This window comes from Arthrobacter sp. zg-Y40, from assembly GCF_020731535.1.
Classification (GTDB): domain Bacteria; phylum Actinomycetota; class Actinomycetes; order Actinomycetales; family Micrococcaceae; genus Arthrobacter_B.
In genome coordinates, this window is record NZ_JAJFZS010000014.1 from 196374 (window position 1) to 212612 (window position 16239).

18 protein-coding genes are annotated in these 16239 nt (G+C 64.6%); 11 read left to right on the top strand and 7 right to left on the bottom strand.

From position 1 onward, the window contains the following. Positions 1 to 883: 883 nt before the first annotated feature. A complete protein-coding gene (locus LJ754_RS14820; RefSeq protein ID WP_227913057.1) occupies positions 884 to 1612 on the bottom strand; it encodes a DUF2511 domain-containing protein in 729 nt (242 codons plus the stop codon). Positions 1613 to 1787: 175 nt separating this feature from the next. After that, complete coding sequence (locus LJ754_RS17060) at positions 1788 to 2015, bottom strand: Lsr2 family DNA-binding protein (RefSeq protein ID WP_442860336.1); 228 nt, start codon at positions 2013 to 2015, stop codon at positions 1788 to 1790. Between the two features lie 207 nt (positions 2016 to 2222). On the opposite strand from LJ754_RS17060, the gene LJ754_RS14830 reads away from it, so the two are divergent. Together LJ754_RS14830 and LJ754_RS14835 are read left to right on the top strand one after the other, a co-directional pair. Further along, positions 2223 to 3152 carry an RHS repeat-associated core domain-containing protein gene (locus tag LJ754_RS14830; RefSeq protein WP_227927157.1) on the top strand — a complete coding sequence of 310 codons (930 nt, stop codon included), beginning with the start codon at positions 2223 to 2225 and terminating at the stop codon, positions 3150 to 3152. Between the two features lie 542 nt (positions 3153 to 3694). After that, on the top strand, positions 3695 to 3931 hold the full coding sequence (locus LJ754_RS14835) for a YbjQ family protein (protein WP_227913055.1): 237 nt from the start codon (positions 3695 to 3697) through the stop codon (positions 3929 to 3931). A 21-nt stretch (positions 3932 to 3952) separates the two neighbouring features. Here the strand turns inward: LJ754_RS14835 and LJ754_RS14840 are convergent, their stop codons facing one another. Both LJ754_RS14840 and LJ754_RS14845 read right to left on the bottom strand, forming a co-directional pair. Next, positions 3953 to 4558, bottom strand: coding sequence for a class I SAM-dependent methyltransferase (locus tag LJ754_RS14840; protein ID WP_227927158.1), 606 nt, complete (start codon positions 4556 to 4558; stop codon positions 3953 to 3955). 83 nt (positions 4559 to 4641) lie between these two features. Further along, the gene (locus tag LJ754_RS14845; protein WP_227927159.1) at positions 4642 to 5190 is read right to left on the bottom strand and encodes a hypothetical protein; all 549 of its coding nucleotides are present in this window, start codon (positions 5188 to 5190) and stop codon (positions 4642 to 4644) included. Between the two features lie 133 nt (positions 5191 to 5323). On the opposite strand from LJ754_RS14845, the gene LJ754_RS14850 reads away from it, so the two are divergent. From LJ754_RS14850 to LJ754_RS14860, 4 genes are all read left to right on the top strand, one after another. Beyond that, entirely contained in the window at positions 5324 to 6340 is a 1017-nt protein-coding gene (locus LJ754_RS14850; protein ID WP_227927160.1) for an NADPH:quinone reductase, read from the top strand. Positions 6341 to 6471: 131 nt separating this feature from the next. Continuing rightward, on the top strand, positions 6472 to 6600 hold the full coding sequence (locus tag LJ754_RS16875; RefSeq protein WP_269439735.1) for a hypothetical protein: 129 nt from the start codon (positions 6472 to 6474) through the stop codon (positions 6598 to 6600). Positions 6601 to 6677: 77 nt separating this feature from the next. Beyond that, positions 6678 to 7406: a GAF and ANTAR domain-containing protein gene (locus tag LJ754_RS14855; RefSeq protein ID WP_227927161.1), complete on the top strand. Its 729-nt coding sequence runs from the start codon at positions 6678 to 6680 to the stop codon at positions 7404 to 7406. Positions 7407 to 7476: 70 nt separating this feature from the next. Next, on the top strand, positions 7477 to 8550 hold the full coding sequence (locus tag LJ754_RS14860) for a DNA polymerase IV (RefSeq protein ID WP_442860337.1): 1074 nt from the start codon (positions 7477 to 7479) through the stop codon (positions 8548 to 8550). Positions 8551 to 8581: 31 nt separating this feature from the next. Here the strand turns inward: LJ754_RS14860 and LJ754_RS14865 are convergent, their stop codons facing one another. After that, positions 8582 to 9448, bottom strand: a complete 867-nt coding sequence (locus LJ754_RS14865) for a helix-turn-helix domain-containing protein (protein ID WP_227927162.1) — start codon at positions 9446 to 9448, stop codon at positions 8582 to 8584. Positions 9449 to 9549: 101 nt separating this feature from the next. Between LJ754_RS14865 and LJ754_RS14870 the strand changes: the two genes are divergently transcribed. Continuing rightward, on the top strand, positions 9550 to 10242 hold the full coding sequence (locus tag LJ754_RS14870; protein WP_227927163.1) for an SDR family NAD(P)-dependent oxidoreductase: 693 nt from the start codon (positions 9550 to 9552) through the stop codon (positions 10240 to 10242). A gap of 13 nt (positions 10243 to 10255) precedes the next feature. Here the strand turns inward: LJ754_RS14870 and LJ754_RS14875 are convergent, their stop codons facing one another. Then, positions 10256 to 10840, bottom strand: coding sequence for a TetR/AcrR family transcriptional regulator (locus LJ754_RS14875; protein ID WP_227927164.1), 585 nt, complete (start codon positions 10838 to 10840; stop codon positions 10256 to 10258). Positions 10841 to 10904: 64 nt separating this feature from the next. Between LJ754_RS14875 and LJ754_RS14880 the strand changes: the two genes are divergently transcribed. The 4 genes from LJ754_RS14880 (at position 10905) to LJ754_RS14895 (ending at position 15153) form a co-directional block, all read left to right on the top strand. Next, positions 10905 to 11963, top strand: coding sequence for a hypothetical protein (locus LJ754_RS14880; RefSeq protein ID WP_227927165.1), 1059 nt, complete (start codon positions 10905 to 10907; stop codon positions 11961 to 11963). A 105-nt stretch (positions 11964 to 12068) separates the two neighbouring features. Then, positions 12069 to 12914, top strand: a complete 846-nt coding sequence (locus LJ754_RS14885; RefSeq protein ID WP_227927166.1) for an alpha/beta fold hydrolase — start codon at positions 12069 to 12071, stop codon at positions 12912 to 12914. After that, positions 12907 to 13476 carry a TetR/AcrR family transcriptional regulator gene (locus LJ754_RS14890; RefSeq protein ID WP_227927167.1) on the top strand — a complete coding sequence of 190 codons (570 nt, stop codon included), beginning with the start codon at positions 12907 to 12909 and terminating at the stop codon, positions 13474 to 13476. Before LJ754_RS14885 ends, LJ754_RS14890 begins: the two co-directional genes overlap by 8 nt. A gap of 204 nt (positions 13477 to 13680) precedes the next feature. Then, the gene (locus tag LJ754_RS14895) at positions 13681 to 15153 is read left to right on the top strand and encodes an amino acid permease (protein ID WP_227927168.1); all 1473 of its coding nucleotides are present in this window, start codon (positions 13681 to 13683) and stop codon (positions 15151 to 15153) included. Between the two features lie 3 nt (positions 15154 to 15156). Here the strand turns inward: LJ754_RS14895 and LJ754_RS14900 are convergent, their stop codons facing one another. After that, positions 15157 to 16239, bottom strand: a complete 1083-nt coding sequence (locus tag LJ754_RS14900; protein WP_227927169.1) for a sensor histidine kinase — start codon at positions 16237 to 16239, stop codon at positions 15157 to 15159.

Consider the following 16239-nt stretch of genomic DNA (forward strand, 5'->3'; position numbering starts at 1 on the left):
CTGCCGCAGAGCCAGCAGTGGTCACGCGGCTGCTCATCATCCGACGGATCCTAGGCCAGGAGCCGGAATTCTTCTGTGTTCCAACTACCAGAGGACTAAATCTCCCGACCCGTTATTTGTACGACCGATCTAGCCGCGAGTCCCTATCTTTAGGTACTTCGCGACTGATATGGGAGATTTTCGAGAAAGCTGACGTCATGGTCCACTGCATTGGCTTTGTTCGAAATGTGGTCTCGACTCCCAACTCCAACTACATCTACCCTGTGCCCTGGGCTCACGTGCCCGTATTTCTAGTTGCCAGCTCCGAACAACCGATTGCTGTTGGAGAGTGGATTGGAGTTGACCGTGCCCGATTAGAGCTAGCCGACCGACACTGGTGGCCAATCGTCGAACATTACTTTGCCGGGGACGACGGCTGACGCTTGAGCAAAGCTCTCGCAAGCCGAGGACTCCCAGGCCGACCGTACAGGGATCCCTCTATGGCGTATGTGACGCACCGGCCTAGCTCAATGAGCAACAATGATCACAATTCCCACCAGGAGGCAGAGGTTGTGAAAAGGTTCTATGACGCGTCGAGCTTCAGCAATAGAGCTGGGAGCGAAGCTCCCTTCAAACTCGACGAGCAAAGCAACCAAGTCAAAGGCAGGATCCACCGTGGGGATGGGCTGATCCGTACCGGTTGGAGCTGCCTCTCGTCGAGAGAGGCGGATCCAACCTGACTCCTACTACCTGCTTCGCGACTGGACCGCTTAGCAAAACATACTGCAGGGGCTTCCGGGCACGGTCGGACTATGCCATTTCCCGATGTTGGAAAACGACCGTTCGCCGACGCACGACGCTTCAACCTCCGATACGGCCCACACGAGTCCTGCTCTTGGGAAGATTAATCACAGAGCGCAAGAGCGGCATCAATGACCGGGCTGATGTCTTTTTTTAGCCCGGAAACATCTGGATTCGACGCCCAAATCGGATCAATGTCGAGAAAGTTGCCGTGATCCTTGGCTGTTCCGTTTACTGCGTAGGTCTTGCCATTTGAATCATCTACGGTCGCCACTTGGAGGGATCGTCCTGACACTGTGATGTCCTCACAGTGTGCAACTACATAAGGAACGGTCAGCGGCCACTCATCTCCGAATGTGGTGCTGACCATCAGACCGGGATCTTTAGCCACCTCAGAGGGCACGTCGACAGGGGCCTGTACTTTTTCGTCTGTTGGTAGATAGCTTGCGCAAAGTCCGTCCTGAGGCTCTCCCAGGGTGACCATTGGGAACCTGACGACAACATAGCCAGCACTCCCACCAAGACCATCCAGGCCCCCTCCTGGCTCGTAGGTGCGGTCAACGCAGACCTCGGATTCATTGACGATGACCCCCTCAAAGCTCATACCTTTCCAAATGGGAGCATCGGGGAGTTCAGCCTGAACTGCGGCCTCTGCCGCGGCCACACGTTCCGTATCAGTCATCTTCACGGCCGGAGTCGCTGGTGCCGACGGTGTCGGAACCGCTGGGGCGGAAGTCTCCTCTGCGGTTGAGGGAGCCGGCGCGGCGCAGCCGGCGAGAAGCAGAGCGGAAAGAGCGACACCGGAAAGGGCCTTAAACCCAGAAGTAATCATGCGCTCACTGTACCGAGACCATTGGGATCACCCGCTCTGAACCATTCGTACGGTTTGGGGTATCTGGATGAATTTTCCGGAGATGTGATTAAAAGCCGATAACAGCGCATATGTCAGTCCTCTCCGGGGAAAGCTTTCCGAGCTTATCCGTAAGGGCGGAAGCGGGCCGGCCTGTTTAGGAGCTGGCTGCTTGATAGGCCTCGACGATGACTTTGCTGATCCGGCCCCGACTGCTGGGGCTGTAACCGTTCTTCTCCGCCTCACGGATACGGTGGGTTTCATCCCGAGAAGAAATCTTTGAGCGCTGCTGGGGCCCCGCCCTGCCACGAACTTTACGACCCTTTTCCAAGTAAACGCTCAACTCGTCGCACCAGAACACCTGATCGCCATCCCACAGGAACACAGATTTCCGTGTTTCCGTGTTAGTGCCTCTTGAGAGGGGCGGAAGACCACCATGGGGAAAACACCTGTTTCTATTCGCAAAGACAGGTACTGTCTCGCCGCAGACAAGCGCATAACGCCGGGTTTAGCGTGCACTCACCGGAGCAATCAGCCTCCGCGTCAGTCTCGATTTCTTCGGGGGTCATCATGTCCATAGCGTTATCCCGCCGTGCCCAAAAAGGACGGCGCCGGGAACCTCACCGCCGACCCCTCCGGGACGTACAGGTACAACGGGGCCGAACAGATGACGACGGCCACTGTTGGCGGGGAGGCCTACACCTACAAGTACGCAGGCCCAGCCCAGAACGAGCTGCTGTCCCAGACCACGCCTCAGGGCACCTATCAGCTCACCTACGGCCGCACGGACGCGCAGGGACTACCGGTGATTGAGCAGTTGAAGAAGGACAACCTCACCGCCTATGTGGAACATGATCCGGTCACCGGTGAGCCGCTGATGCTGCGTACCAGTTCCGGCATGCAGTCCCTGTATGTTTACGACGGCACCGGTAACCCTGCCGCCCTGATCACCAGCGGCAAGTATGTGGCCTTCGCCTATGCCTACGATCCCTACGGCAGGCCCGCCCTCACCGAAGACTCTGGGGGCCTGGGCGTGCCGCAGAACCCGTACACCTTCAAGATCGGGCTCCAAGACCGGGCCACGGGGTGGGTGAAATACGGCCAACGCTGGTACAACCCCGGCATCGGACGGTGGACTCAAATGGACACCCTGGACACCCCCCTTAACCCGGCTAATGCCAACCGCCATGCGTACGCAGCTAACGATCCCGTCAACAACTCTGACCCACTCGGTCTCTTCTCATTGGGAGACGCTGTTGGAGGACTAGCCGACGCCGTAGTGGGCGCTGTAGGCACTGCTATAGGTGTAGGTTTGAAAACTTCTATAGGTGGCTGGGTCGCCGGCGCTGCCGGCAGTTGTTTAGCCGGTGCCCTAGGTGAAGGAATCGGCAATGCCATCGATGGGGAGTCAACGTCTCTAGGAGACGTAGGTGCCGCCTGTGCTGTAGGAACAGGGGCATTCGTTGCTGGAGGACTCGTGGGGGCAGGTATTGGCAAGGTGACGGGAGCGGCACAGCCGTGATCTGGTGGTATCTAATACCCGCTGCCCTTTTGTGCCTCACAGCACTATCGCTCGCGGTTCTTCCCTCCCATATGGGAGGGACACCATCGCAACGACGAAAATATTATGCCGCTTCCGTGGTTTGCACTCTCATAGGAGCCGCCCTCCTCCTAGCGACGGTAAACTGGTGACGCTTCTTCACTAGCATTACCGGTGAGGGGCCGAGTCTTCCGCGGAAGGACTCGGCCCCTTTCTCGCGTCCTCATAAGTTCCCAAAATACCGGCGGTGTCCTTCTGGCTGGTAAAGGCCGCATTACCGTGTTGGCCAACGATCTTCTGACGGGGGCGCGTTGTCGGCGGCCCGGTGACCTTGGCTTGGGTGTGGTGGACGCGCAGCGTGTCCTTGCGGCGGCCGGGGAGCGCGCGGCGGAGGCCGCCGCACGCGCACCCAGGGAATTTCGGGGCACACGACGGAAGGGCCCGGAATCCCTTGATCTGCGATCCGGCCCCTCTCCCCCCGGCCTTTCTATCTACCCGGCTTCGGGCACGGCTGGTTTAGCGGCGTGAACAAGAGTGTCGGTGCGGACCTGCTGGCCGGCCTGTCCGATATCCGGCAAACCGCCCTCGCCAAGTTGAAGGAGGAGGCCTACGCACTCGGATGCAACGCCGTGATCGGCGTGGATTTCGATTACCTGACCATGGATCCCGAGACCGCAACCAGTTCCGGCGGCACCCTGTATCTCCCCTTCCTCTTTGCGGTTACCGCAAACGGCACCGCCGTGGTGCTCGAAAAGAACTAGCAGTCCGGGCAAAGCCGGCGGTTAGGCCCGGCCCAGCACCGCCACCAGGAAATCAGACTCCGGCGTAAACGGCCGCAGGTCCCACGTGCCGAAGCGCTGCTCCACCCGCAGTCCGGCCGCGGCGGCGTCGTCGAAGAACGTGTCGAACGCGTAGCCGCGGTTGCCGCCGAAGCCCACCACAATCCGGCCGTCGCGGGCCAGATGGTTCCGCATCCGCGTGAGCACGTCGACGGCGGTGCCCGGCGCCAGGAATGTCATGACGTTTCCGGCGCAGACAATCAGGTCAAAGGGTTCGGCCACGCCCGCGGCGGGCAGGTCCAGCTCGGCCAGGTCGCCTACGAACCACTGCACGTCGGGGAAGTCCTGCCGGGCGGCGTCGATCAGTTCCGGGTCCACATCCACGCCCACGACCGTGTGGCCGCGCCGGGCCAGTTCCCCGCCCACCCGTCCGGGACCTGCTCCGGCGTCGAGGATCCGGGCACCCCGCTGCAGCATTGCATCCACCAGCCGGGCCTCGCCGTGCAGATCAGCGCCATCGCGGCGCATCTGCTCAAACCGGGAGATGTACCAGGCCGAGTGTCCCGGATTCTGTCGCTTCTTGGCTTCCCACAGGGTTTCGTGTCGCATGCTTCCAGCCTACGTCCGCAGAACGGACGCGGCCGTCCGGGCAGCCGCGCAGGCTGACCGGACGGCCGCAGTCCACGCTCGGCCTAGGCCTGCGCCGCTGCCTTGCTCTTGCGGTGCTGCTTCCTGGCCTTGAAGTAGTCACTGGACGGCTTCAGGAACAACAGCACGGTTGCCGCCAGGGTCAGGACAACGGATACCAGCGTCACCCAGGCAACCTCGTAAACATCCACGAGGCTCCCGGAGAACTGCACCCGGGTGTTCAGCGCGGTCAGGACCACAACCACAATGAGCACAATCCTCGGCCAGCCGTGGCCCATCCGGGACAGCAGTGCCAACGCGATGAGGATGAGGGCGGTGATGATGCCCGCCGTGGTAAAACCTTCGATCTGGTTATTGGCCCAGATCTCAGCGTTTTCCGGCCCGAGGGAGCGCTCCATCTGGGACTTGTACCGGTCCTGGTTAGCGGTCACGATCGCCACCGGAATGCGGATCAGCACCGTAGCCGCTGCAGCCAGCAGGAGCCAGAAGGCGGTTTCCACCGTCTTCGCCCGTGCCGGAGCCATGGCCTTGGCTGGTGCCGGAGTTGCGGGCTGGAATCCTCCGGAATTGCTGTAACTGGTCTCTTGAGACACGTTCTCTTTCCCCCCATAGAACTGACGTATTCAACGGCGGATCCGCCGCATCGGTAGGTAGCATAACGGACAGTGTGCTGACTTTTTCATTCCGGGCGGGAATAGAAGAAGGACGCCGTGCCTTGTACCGCCAATGAAAGCAATCGTGTACTCCACCACAGGCCCCTCATCCGTCCTCACGCTCGAGGAGCGCGACGTCGCCTCGCCCGGTCCGGGGGAGGTGCGGGTCCGCGTCGCGGTCTCCGGCGTAAACCCCACCGATTGGAAGGCCCGCGCCGCGGGAAACCTTGCCTTCCCCGAGGTGGTGCCGAACCAGGACGGCGCCGGCACCGTTGACGCCGTCGGCGAAGGGGTTACTGACCTGCAGCCCGGTGACCGGGTGTGGATCTACCTCGCGGCGCACGGCCGCCCCACCGGCACCGCGCAGGAATTCACGATCCTGCCGGCCGACCGTGCGGTGAAGCTGCCCGAGGGCATCGGATTCGACGTCGCGGCCAGCCTCGGCGTCCCGGCCATGACTGCGCACCGCGCGCTGACCGTGCATGAAGACGGTCCCACCCGGCTCGCCCCGGGCGCCCTCGCCGGACGGACCGTCCTCGTCCAGGGCGGGGCCGGCGCTGTCGGGCACGCCGCCATCCAGCTTGCCGTGTGGGCCGGTGCCACCGTGATTGCCACGGTCAGCAGCGATGCGAAGGCCGAGCTGGCGCGCGCTGCCGGCGCCCAGCACATTGTCCGCTACCCGGACGACGCCGAGGCGGACCGGATCCGCGAGATCGCCCCGGACGGCGTCCACCAGATCGTGGAGGTCTCCCCCGCGCAGAACGCGGCACTCGACGTGGACGTAATCGCCAACCACGGCAGCATCGCCTACTACGCGAACAACAACGGCGAGGAATTCACCGCTCCGATCGTCGCCAGCTTCGCCAAGAACGTCCGCTGGCAGGGTGTGCTCATCTACACCGTCGGTGAAGCGGCCCAGCACGCCGCGGCAGAGGACATCACCGCAGCTCTGCGCGACGGCGTCCTGCCGGTGGGTGAATCCGCCGGGCTCCCGCTCACCTGGTTCCCGCTGGAGGAAACCGCTGCCGCGCACGACGCTGTCGAGAACGGCACCACCGGAAAGATCCTCATCCGCGTGGAAAACGCTTAGTCAAGGGAAGTAAGGTCCGGTGCCGGACCGTGCGGGGGTTACGCCCGGCCGCGGCCGGGTGCAGGATGGGTGATACCCACCGAGGCAGCTGGACCTGAGCCTCAACCCCCAGTGAGGAAAGGCAGAATCCCATGGCAGATTTGGGCGGCATGGCAGACAAGGCCAAGGACGCGGCCAAGGATCATCCCGAGCAGGTTGATCAGGCCAAAGACAAGGTCAAGGACAAGATGAGCGGCAACAAGGACGACGAGCAGAAGTAGCTGCAGGCAGGAGGCCGGGCCATCCCCAAGGGATGGCCCGGCCTCCTCGCTTTCGGCGTGTTGGATAGGCTTAGAACATGTCAGTCCATACCCCGGGAACCTCAGTCGCCGCGCAACTGCAGAAGCTTATTCTCGACCACCCGGTAGTGAGTCCGTTCCTGGAGGCCTTTGCCGTCCATGCGGCTGACCTGTTCAGTGACCCGACCAAGATTCTCTGCAGCATTACCCTCAAGCGGGACAAACACGCCCAGACCGTGGCCACCAGCGGGCCGGAGGCGATCGAACTGGACGAGCTGCAGTACGGGTACGGCGACGGGCCCTGCCTGCACGCGGCGGAGACTGATGAACGAAGCCTGGTGGACGACACCGGCACGGACCCCCGCTGGCGGGAGTATTTCGAAGAGATCCGCAGCCGGGGCTATCACTCGATGCTTGCTGTGCCCTTGCTCATTGGGAACGACGGCGGCGCCGCCCTGAATCTCTATGCCCGGGCCAAGGGGATCTTCTCGGAAGAGCTGACCGGCCGCGTTCAGGAGTATGCGGAGGAAGCTGCCATCACCCTTCAGGTTGCCGTGCAGATCGCCAACCACCAGGACATGGGTGAGAACCTGCGCAAGGCCATGGAATCCCGCACCGCCATTGACGTTGCGGTTGGCATTGTCGCCGGCCAGAACCGCTGCAGCCAGGAGGAGGCCTTCGCCATCCTCGGCCGCGCCTCCAGCAACCAGAACATCAAGCTGCGCGAACTGGCCGAGCGTTTGGTGGAATCTGTCACCGCCTCCAAGGTGGCAACCCACTTCGCCTAGGCGTCTTTCGGAGTGCAGCATCCGGTGATTCTGCTGGTCGCGGCAGCCGCGCCTGCGGCACACTGGTCGCGTGAGCGGAAACCATTGGGTGCTGCACGTTGACCTCGACCAGTTCATTGCGGCCGTTGAAGTGCTGCGGCGCCCGGAACTGGCGGGCAAACCGGTGATTGTGGGCGGCCGGGGCGACCCGACCGAACGCGCCGTGGTCTCCACCGCGTCCTACGAAGCGCGGGCGTTCGGCGTGGGCTCCGGGATGCCGCTGCGGGTCGCCGCCCGCAAGGTGCCCGACGCCGTCATCCTCCCCGTGGACACCGAAGCCTACCTGGCCGCGTCCGACGTCGTGATGGCCACCCTGCGTGCCCAACCCGGCGCCGTCGTACAGGTGCTGGGGTGGGACGAAGCCTTTGTCGGCACGCAGACGGAAGATCCGGAAGCCTACGCCCGGCACCTCCAGTCCGCCGTGCTGGAGCAGACGCAGCTGCACTGCAGCGTGGGCATCGGCGACACCCTGGTCCGGGCCAAAAACGCCACCGACCTGGGCAAACCCGCCGGCGTCTTCCGGCTCACCCGGGAGAACTGGCTGGAGGTGATGGGTGCCCGCCCCACCCGGGAGCTGTGGGGTGTCGGCGCCAAGATTTCCGGCCGGCTGGCCAAACTCGGCATCAGCACCGTTGCGGAGCTGGCCGCTGCCGATCCGCAGGCCCTGGTGCCGGAGTTCGGCCCGAAGATGGGGCCGTGGTACGCGGAGCTGGGCCGCGGCGACGGGTCCAGCACGGTGGATGACACGCCCTGGGTGGCGCGCGGGCACAGCCGGGAAACCACCTTCCAGCAGGACCTTACCGAGCCGGCACAGGTGGAAGCCGCCGTCCGGGAGCTGGCCGCGAATGTCCTGAAGGACGTCGCGGCCGAGGGCCGTCCGGTGATCGGCTTGACCCTGAAAGTCCGGTACGCACCGTTCACCACCAAAACGCACGCGCGGAAAATCCCGGAAACCTTTGACCGGGACGAGGTCCTGGCCCGATCGCTGGACCTGGCCGGCGCCATTGAGCCCGGTCGTCCCATCCGGCTGCTGGGCCTGCGTGCGGAAATGCCGATGCCCGATGACGCGCGGAAGGGACACACGCCCACCCGCGGCGGTTGGTGAGCGCGGCCGCGGCCGGCGCGGGGGCCTCCGCTCAACCGTCCAGCTGAAGTGCCGTCGCCGTGACAGCCGAGACGCGCAGGAAATCGAGTTTTCCTGCCGCCTCGGATCCGGCGGCAGCCGTGTAGGCGACAATGTGCAGGTCCGTGCCGGCCACGGTGAAAATGTCGCAGTCCAGCTCCACATCCCCGACGACGGCGTTCTGCACCACTTTCATTTCGGACTGGTGCTCGCTGACGGTTCCGCTGTCCCACAGTGTACGGAACCGTTCACTGGACGCAGCCAGATCAGTAACCAGCTCCTGCACCCTGCGGTCATGCGGGTACCGTCCGTAAGCGCGGCGCAGGTCCGACACCAGGGATGCTTCAAAAAGCTCCAAGCTGTCCTTCGGACAGATGATCCGAATTCCGCTGCTGCCCAGCGTTCGCCCGGCAAAGTGCGAGCGCAGGAGATTGGGACGCCCCTTGTCGGGCGGGATGGGCTCCCCGAGAAGGGCCGCCCACAGCGGACTGAAGGACAGCAGGTCCCAGGCGGCGGTGAACACGGCCACCGGTACTTCACCAAGCCTCGCCACCAGCCGCTGCACGCCGGGCGGGATATGCGTCGGAACTTCTCCGGGCCCGGGCGGAAGCAGCCCGGAAATCTCGAAGAGATGCGAGCGTTCGGTGTCGCTCAGCTGCAGCGCACGTGCCAGTGCCGCCGCCACCTGGGCGGAGGGCCGGCGGGCACGGCCCTGCTCAAGGCGCACCAGGTAATCAACACTGACACCTGCCAGCTGGGCCAGCTCCTCCCGCTTCAGCCCCGGCGCCCGCCGGAACCCGTAAACGGGCAGGCCCGCGTCCGCCGGCTGCAGCCGGTTCCGCCAGGAACGGAGAAGGGCACCCAAGTCAGAATCCTGCATGGCTAGAGTGTGACAGCCGCAAACCGGTTCTGGGTGGCATTGGCAGTCCCTATGCTGGCCCGTGCCACGACATCAGTCCGCAGCGGATCAAGACTAAGGCCATGACAACAACACTGATTACCGGCGCCAACAAGGGCCTGGGTTATGAAACAGCACGCCGTCTCCTCGAAGCGGGGCATACCGTCTGGATGGGGGCGCGCGATGAAGTCCGCGGGCGGGAAGCGGCCGAGGCACTCGGCGGCATGTTCGTCCAGCTCGACGTCACCAGTGATTCCTCCGTGGAGGCCGCCGCCAAGACGGTGGCAGCTGCCGGCGGCTTGGACATCCTGGTCAACAACGCGGGCATTCCCGGACCCTACGCCAAGGCGGAGGAACTGACGGCAGCCGATGCAGAGGCGGTGTACGGCACCAATGTGGTGGGCATTGTCCGCATGATGCACGCTTTCCTGCCGCTCCTGCGGAAGTCCGCCGCGGGAACGGTTGTGAACGTCACCAGCGGAGTGGGTTCCTTCGGCTTTGCGCACGACCCGGAGCGTGTCGAGTCCACCGTGGTGATGCCGCTGTACACCTCCTCCAAGTCCGCGGTGACCATGCTGACCGTGCAGTATGCCAAGGCGTTCCCGGAGCTGCGCATTAATGCGGCGGACCCGGGCTACACCGCCACTGATTTCAACCGGCAGCAGGGCACCCAGACGGTACGCCAGGGAACGGACGCCACCGTGGAGCTGGCCACCCGCGGCGGCTCCGGCCCCACCGGCACGTTCATCGACAGGTCCGGTGCCGCCCCCTTCTAGTATTACCGGCGCATCATCGTGCATGCGTGGCCGGGCGGGGTTTCCTTAACACCCGCTCGGCCAGCTGATTGCCTGCGGGGTCCGGGTCCATCTCCATCCGCAGGCCCATCAGGGTACTGACGAGCATGCCACGGGCAATGAAGCCGTCGGCCTCATCGGGGGCCAGCTCCGCTTCCTCCAGCAGGAATTTCAGCAACCGAACAAAACCCGCACGTGCTGCGGCCCCGATCACGGGATCCGAGCCCATCGCAAAGGCATGCATCAGGGGAAGATGGACGCCGCGCTGCTCAGCCAGCCGGATGTACGCGGCACCCAGGCGCTCCGACCTTGACGACTCATCCCCGGGCAGGGCCTTGCGGAATTCGTCCAGGATGAAATCCAGGGACTGGCCAATAACCGCGAGGAAAAGCTGTTCCTTGGTCCCGAACATCCGCACCACGTAGGCCTGGCTGATGCCCGCTTCACGGGCGATCCGGTCCGTCGTCGCACCGTGGTAGCCGTGTTGCGCGAAGACCTCGGCTGCCGCACCCAGGGTCTCCTGGCGCCGCTCTGCCGCGGACAAACGGGGAACAGTCTGGCGGGGGGCTTGCTTATCCATGCATTGAGGTTATCATTCGATTACTTGTTAAGTAATCAGTTGATTACAACCTAAAGGGGACATCATGAGCTTATCCAAGCCCGCCACGCCATCGCCGGGACCAACCGGAGGCCGCCTGGTGGCCATGCTGGGGAGCCAGATCATCGTCACGGCCCTAGTTGCCGCCGCCTTTGTCGGCCTATATGTGGGGCTTCAACGGGACCCGCAGCCGCATCATCTGCCCCTGGTGGTGGTGGGCACGGATCTGGCCGACGGCGCCTCCCGTGCCTTGGGCGCGAGCGCGGCCGTGGTTCCGGCCGCTGACGAGGCGGCGGCCCGGCGGCTGCTCCAAGAGCATCAGGCCGTGGCGGCGCTGATACCCCGTTCCGATGCGGCGGGTTTGGATCTGATCACGGCCGGGGCTAACGGGCGCAGTGCGGTGGGGGCGGCAAGCGCCATGGCCGCAGGGGTGGCTGAAGCGGCACATTTGCCGATCGTGTCCACCACGGACGCCGTACCGCTCGCCCGGCAGGACCTGCAGGGACTGTCCGGCTTCTATCTCGTCTTCGGTGTCACCCTCGCCTCATTCATCCTGGCGCAGATCATGTACTCGGTTGCCGCCCTCGTCCGGCTCCGCTGGCGGGTCCTAACCCTCGTGGCCGGCGCGGTGGCGATTGCCGCAGCAGCCGCCATCCTCGCCGGGCCGGTATACGGGGCCGTCCCCTCCCCTGCGGTGGCGGTGATCCCGATACTGACGCTGCTGGGCATCGGGGTCTCATTCTCCTCCCTGGCTTTCGCCAGCCTGCTGGGCCCCTTCGGCAACATCATCTCCACCCTCCTGTTCACCACGCTGGGCAACGCCGCCGGCGGCGCCACCGTCAGCGCCTTCCTGATGCCGGCCGCGATCGCCCGCATCGGCGCCGGCCTACCGCCGGGTGCCGCATTCCGTGCCATCACCGACACGAGCTACTTCGGCGGGCGCGGCACTCTGGCGCCGGTCCTCATTCTCCTGTGCTGGGTTCTTGCAGCGGGCAGCGCCCTGGGCCTGCATGCGGCACGCGGCCGGCGCAAGTCCGGTGCCGCGTCGACGGCGGAACGGGCCGACACCCTGCATCTGGGGGCAGCCACTGCGTCACCGGCCTGACCACGGCCCGGCAGCAACAGCTGCCGTTTGCTGAATGGTTAACCCGTTGTGCTTTGTAGCTAAGGATGTTAGCTTTGCCGTACACACCTAGCCGGAGGGCACATCATGACCGAGTACATGAGCATTGGATCACACCGCCTCGCTTACGACCTGCAGGGGGACGGCCCGCTTGTGGTCCTCGCCCACGGCATGGGCGACAGCCGCCGCTCCTACCGCTTCGTTATGCCGGCGCTGGTCGCCGCCGGCTACCGGGTTGCCAACCTGGATATCCGCGGCTGCGGCGAGTCCAGCACCGACTGGCCCGGCTACAGCCGAACGGACATCGCCGGGGACCTCGTGGCGCTGGTGAAACACCTCGGCGGGCCGGCGGTTCTCGTGGGACAGTCCATCAGCGGCGGCGCCGGCACCATCGCGGCCGCTGATGCCCCGGACCTGATTGCCGGCGTCGTTGAGCTTGCCCCGTTCACTCGGAAACAGTCCATGGACCTGGCCGGCATGCTCAGCGTCCAGCCCTACCGCGCCGCCTCGGTCCAGCTGATGCTCACCATGCTCCGCGGGAACGTGGCGAATTGGCTGAAGTACCTCGACACCGCAATCCCTGTGAAGCCCGCCGACTGGGCTTCCGAACGGTCACGGATCGCCGCAACCATGCAGGACCCGGGGCATATGAAGGTCCTGCAGGCCATGATGAAGACCACGCCCGTCGACGCCGGTGCCCGCCTCGCCGATGTTGCCTCCCCCGTCCTCATCATCCAGGGCTCCGCCGACCCGGACTGGGCGGACCCCCGCGCCGAGGGCGAACGCATCATCGCCGACCTCCCCGCCGGCCTCGGCCGGCTCGAGGTCATCGAGGGAGCGGGCCACTACCCCCATGCGCAAACGCCCAATGAGGTTCTGGACCTGATGCTGCCGTTCCTTGCCGGCATCTTCGGGGAACCCGATCATGCCTAGGGCCGGGCTCAGTACGGCCGCCGTCGTCGAACGCGCGGCACAGATGCTGGACGAGCCGCACAGCGAGGGCCTGAACCTCGCAGCGGTTGCGGAAAGCTTCGGCGTCCGGGTGCCCTCGCTGTACAAACACGTCGACGGCGTGGCCGGCCTCCAGCGCGGCGTTATCCTCCTGGCGAAGCGTTCACTGACACGCGCCATCACCCAGGCAGCCATCGGCCGGTCAAGGGACGAGGCGATCATCGGCATTGCGGTCGCGTACCGCGGATGGGCGCTGCAGCACCGCGGCCAGTACCCCCTGACAATGCTGCCCGTGGCCGGCGAGGACCCGGAGGAAGCTGAGGTCGCAGCCGCTTTCCTGGAGGTCATGAACAGTGTCCTGGCGGGCTACCAGCTGACTGGGGAGGATGCCGTTGACGGAATCCGGTTCCTGCGGGCGGCGCTCCACGGTTTCGTTTCCCTCGAAACCATGGGCAGTTTTGAGCTGCCCAACAGCCTCGAACGCAGCTTCAACCGCCTGGTGGAGAGCATCACCACCGCCCTGGACAGCTGGGGGCGCCCGTAAACGCCGCTGCGGCAAATAGTCACCATGCTTCCGTTTTGACGCTGGGCTGTGACCGGTGCCATAGTCTACGGGTGCATTTGTTAGTGCCCCGAACAACCAGAGGGCACAAGTAAGCGCATGCCAACGCCCTTCAACGCCTGCCGCTGCGGCTTTTAACTCCGGCGGCAACCCGGCCGGATCACATAGACAAAAGGACAACGACCGATGACACAGCAAGCGGCCAGCCCGGAGCAAAAGGCTCCCGACCGCACGGCCGAAACCAGCATCGAGCACGAGGATGCGGGGTACCAGAAGGGCCTCAAACCCCGCCAGGTGCAGATGATCGCCATTGGCGGCGCCATCGGCACCGGCCTGTTCATGGGTGCCGGCGGGCGCCTGGCCACGGCAGGGCCGTCACTGGTCATCAGCTACGCCGTCTGCGGTTTCTTCGCCTTCATGATCCTGCGGGCCCTGGGCGAACTGGTCATGCACCGGCCCACCACCGGCTCCTTCGTCTCCTACGCCCGCGAGTTCTTCGGCGAAAAGGCCGCCTTCGTGTCGGGCTGGCTGTACTGGTTGAACTGGGCAATGACCGCGATCGTGGACATCACCGCCGTCGCGCTGTACATGAACTTCTTCAAGAAATACTGGGCGCCCATCGCCGAGGTGCCGCAGTGGAGCTGGGCGCTGGCCGCCCTGCTGCTGGTACTCGGCCTGAACCTGATCAGCGTCAAGGTGTTCGGTGAACTGGAGTTCTGGTTCGCCCTGATCAAGGTGGTGGCCCTGGTTGCCTTCCTGATCGTGGGCATCTGCTTCGTGATCTTCGGTACTCCGGTGGACGGCCAGCAGGTTGGCTTCAGCCTCATCTCCGACAACGGCGGCCTGTTCCCCAACGGCCTGCTGCCCGCCGTCGTCGTTATGCAGGGTGTGGTGTTTGCCTACGCCTCGATCGAACTCATCGGCACCGCCGCCGGCGAGACGGAACACCCGGAAAAAATCATGCCCCGCGCCATCAACACGGTGGTTATCCGTATCGCCGTGTTCTACGTCGGAACGCTGGTCCTGCTCTCGCTGCTGCTGCCTTACAGCTCCTACCACGCCGGGGAAAGCCCGTTCGTCACCTTCTTCGGCTCCATCGGCGTCGGCGGCGTAGACGCGATCATGAACCTGGTGGTCCTGACCGCGGCGCTGTCCTCGCTCAACGCCGGCCTGTACTCCACCGGCCGCATCATGCGCTCCATGTCCGTGGCCGGTTCCGCCCCGAAGTTCGCGGCGCGGATGAACAAGGCAGGCGTCCCCTACGGCGGCATCGCCATGACCGCCGTGGTGGCCCTGCTCGGCGTCATCCTCAACGCCGTGGTCCCGGCCGATGCCTTCGAAATTGTGCTGAACGTGGCGTCGCTGGGCATCATCAGCACCTGGGCCATGATCGTCCTGTGCCAGATGGAGCTCACCAAGCGGGCTAAGAAGGGTGACCTGGAGCGCCCGGCATTCCGGATGCCCGGCGCCCCCGTCACCGGATGGATCACGCTGGCGTTCCTGCTCGCAGTGCTGATCCTGATGGCCTTCGATTCACCTGTGGGCACCTGGACCATAGCCTCCCTGGTGGTCATCATCCCTGCGCTGATGCTCGGCTGGCGGCTCTGCCGCGACCGCGTCCTGGAAATCGCCGCCTCCCGCGGGGGCGACGGCGAGTAAGCGCTAGCCCTGCGGCCGGCCGGACACCCCGGCATCATCCGGTGCCCGCTGAGGAGCCGGCCGCAGGGCGGGCAGTTGCACCTCCACGCGGAGGCCCCCTGCGGCGCGAGGGGTAATAGTCAGGGTTCCGTCGTGTGCGTGCGTGATGGTTTTGACAATTGCCAGGCCCAGGCCGACGCCGGCGAGATCGGTGTGAAGGCGTTCGGTACCGCGCTGGAAGGGCTCGGTCAGTGTCGAGACCAGCTCGCTGGAGAGTTCCTCCCCGCTGTTCTCGACACTGAGCACCACCGTCCAGGCCCGGGTCTCCGTCCTGATCCACACGGTGCCCTGTTCGGGCAGATTGTGCACGATGGCGTTGTGCAGCAGGTTTATGGTCAGTTGCAGCAGGAGTGCGCGGGAGCCGCCGGCCAGGGCAACATCACCCGAGCTGGAGAGGGCGATGCCGCGTTTTTCGGCAAGCGGAAGGAGCGTTTCGGCTGCTTCCTCCAGGAGGAGAGACAGGTCGACGGATTCGCCGGTGTTGGTCTTGCGTTCTGCTCGGCTGAGCAGGAGGAGCGCCTCCGTGAGGTCAATGGCGCGCGTATTGACCGCATAAAGCCGCTCCAAGAGCCGCTCATGGTTGTGGTCCGGATCATTCCGGGCCACTTCGAGCAGTGTCTGGGAAATTGCCAGCGGCGTGCGCAGTTCGTGCGAGGCGTTGGCGGCGAAACGCTGCTGGTCGGCAACATGCTGCTCAAGCTGTTCGAGCATGGCGTCAAAGCTGTCGGCGAGTTCGCGGAACTCGTCTTTGGGTCCCTCCAGCCGGATCCGGTGCGAAAGCGAGCCGTTCCTCGCAGTGTCGGTGGCCTTCGTCAGGTGCGTCAGCGGGGCGAGCATCCGCCCTGCCAGCACCCACCCGCCGCCCAGGCCAAACACCAGCAGGAACCCCAGCGCCATGGCAGCCTTGGGGGCGAAGGCACGCCACAGGTCGGAGCGGCCCGGCATAAAGGTGGCCGGACCCATGTTTTCCCAGTCCGTAATGAACTGCGCCTCTTCGGGTACGTAGCGCAGCAGGAAAACCCACACCACTGCCAGGAGCAGGCCCAC

Excerpts from the sequence above, each read along its gene's own strand:
- LJ754_RS14885 (WP_227927166.1), top strand. The coding sequence starts at position 12,069 with ATGACCGAGTACATGAGCATTGGATCACACCGCCTCGCTTACGACCTG.
- LJ754_RS14840 (WP_227927158.1), bottom strand. The coding sequence starts at position 4,558 with ATGCGACACGAAACCCTGTGGGAAGCCAAGAAGCGACAGAATCCGGGA.
- LJ754_RS14890 (WP_227927167.1), top strand. The coding sequence starts at position 12,907 with ATGCCTAGGGCCGGGCTCAGTACGGCCGCCGTCGTCGAACGCGCGGCA.
- LJ754_RS16875 (WP_269439735.1), top strand. The coding sequence starts at position 6,472 with ATGGCAGATTTGGGCGGCATGGCAGACAAGGCCAAGGACGCGGCCAAG.
- LJ754_RS14850 (WP_227927160.1), top strand. The coding sequence starts at position 5,324 with ATGAAAGCAATCGTGTACTCCACCACAGGCCCCTCATCCGTCCTCACG.
- LJ754_RS14865 (WP_227927162.1), bottom strand. The coding sequence starts at position 9,448 with ATGCAGGATTCTGACTTGGGTGCCCTTCTCCGTTCCTGGCGGAACCGG.
- LJ754_RS14875 (WP_227927164.1), bottom strand. The coding sequence starts at position 10,840 with ATGGATAAGCAAGCCCCCCGCCAGACTGTTCCCCGTTTGTCCGCGGCA.
- LJ754_RS14895 (WP_227927168.1), top strand. The coding sequence starts at position 13,681 with ATGACACAGCAAGCGGCCAGCCCGGAGCAAAAGGCTCCCGACCGCACG.
- LJ754_RS14855 (WP_227927161.1), top strand. The coding sequence starts at position 6,678 with ATGTCAGTCCATACCCCGGGAACCTCAGTCGCCGCGCAACTGCAGAAG.
- LJ754_RS14820 (WP_227913057.1), bottom strand. The coding sequence starts at position 1,612 with ATGATTACTTCTGGGTTTAAGGCCCTTTCCGGTGTCGCTCTTTCCGCT.
- LJ754_RS14880 (WP_227927165.1), top strand. The coding sequence starts at position 10,905 with ATGAGCTTATCCAAGCCCGCCACGCCATCGCCGGGACCAACCGGAGGC.
- LJ754_RS14870 (WP_227927163.1), top strand. The coding sequence starts at position 9,550 with ATGACAACAACACTGATTACCGGCGCCAACAAGGGCCTGGGTTATGAA.